1 protein-coding gene is annotated in these 761 nt (G+C 62.4%); it reads right to left on the bottom strand.

What is annotated here, in order from left to right; all coding sequences use genetic code 11:
* The coding region (gene betI, locus EN906_RS36015; protein WP_127375866.1) for a transcriptional regulator BetI at window positions 1-588 on the bottom strand (588 nt) is incomplete at its 3' end.
* Window positions 589-761: the final 173 nt, after the last annotated feature.

Below are 761 nucleotides of genomic sequence, written 5' to 3'. Positions count from 1 at the left end.
ATTCTTGACCTGGCGGACGGCCTGTTCGCGCGAGACGCTGCCCGGTTGCAGGCCGAGCCGCAGCCAAAGCCCGTCGATCAGCGCCGTGACGCCAAGCGCGATGTCGTCGGCATCCGCCGGCGAGGCGAGGCCGTGCAGGCCCGACAACAGGTTCGAGCGCATGCGCGCATGGATCACCCGCTGGATACGGGCCATCTTCTCGTCGCGCGGCACCTCGGCGCAGAGCGACAGCCAGGCATGGCACAGAGGCGGCTGGAACAGATGCTCCTCGAAATTGCCCTCGATCACCGCATCCATGCGCTCCATCGGCGTACGCGCCCGGCGAAGCCGCGCGATCACCGCCTGGCACAGGACGGCATTGGCTTCGCGCATCGCGTGCTCGAACAGTTCCTGCTTGTTGCGGAAATAGTGCAGCACGATGCCTTTGGAGGCACCTGCCTGAGCGGCCACTTTTTCCAGGGTCGCGCCGGCAATGCCCTCGCGCTCCAGAACCACGAAGGCCGCCTGCCGCAGCTCCTTGCGGCGTATCTCACTGAGACGCTTGAGTTTCACGGGATTGGTCCATGCATTTCGAATCCACGTTGACATTTTCGTCCGCTCAGATCAAGAATTGACCCATGGGACAATAAAAAAACCGATTGGTCAATTTCACGAATGAGGAGAACCGAAATGTTGCGCATCCTTGCAAACGGCGTCTGTTTGGCCGCCCTCATGTTGGCCTCTCATGCGGCCCAGGCGGCCGAGGCCGAAGAGTGCAGGAC

Origin of the sequence: Mesorhizobium sp. M7A.F.Ca.CA.004.06.1.1 (assembly GCF_003999135.1) — a bacterium.
GTDB lineage: Bacteria > Pseudomonadota > Alphaproteobacteria > Rhizobiales > Rhizobiaceae > Mesorhizobium.
Note: the sequence above shows the minus strand (reverse complement) of the source record. Positions and strands in the feature narration are given on the sequence as shown.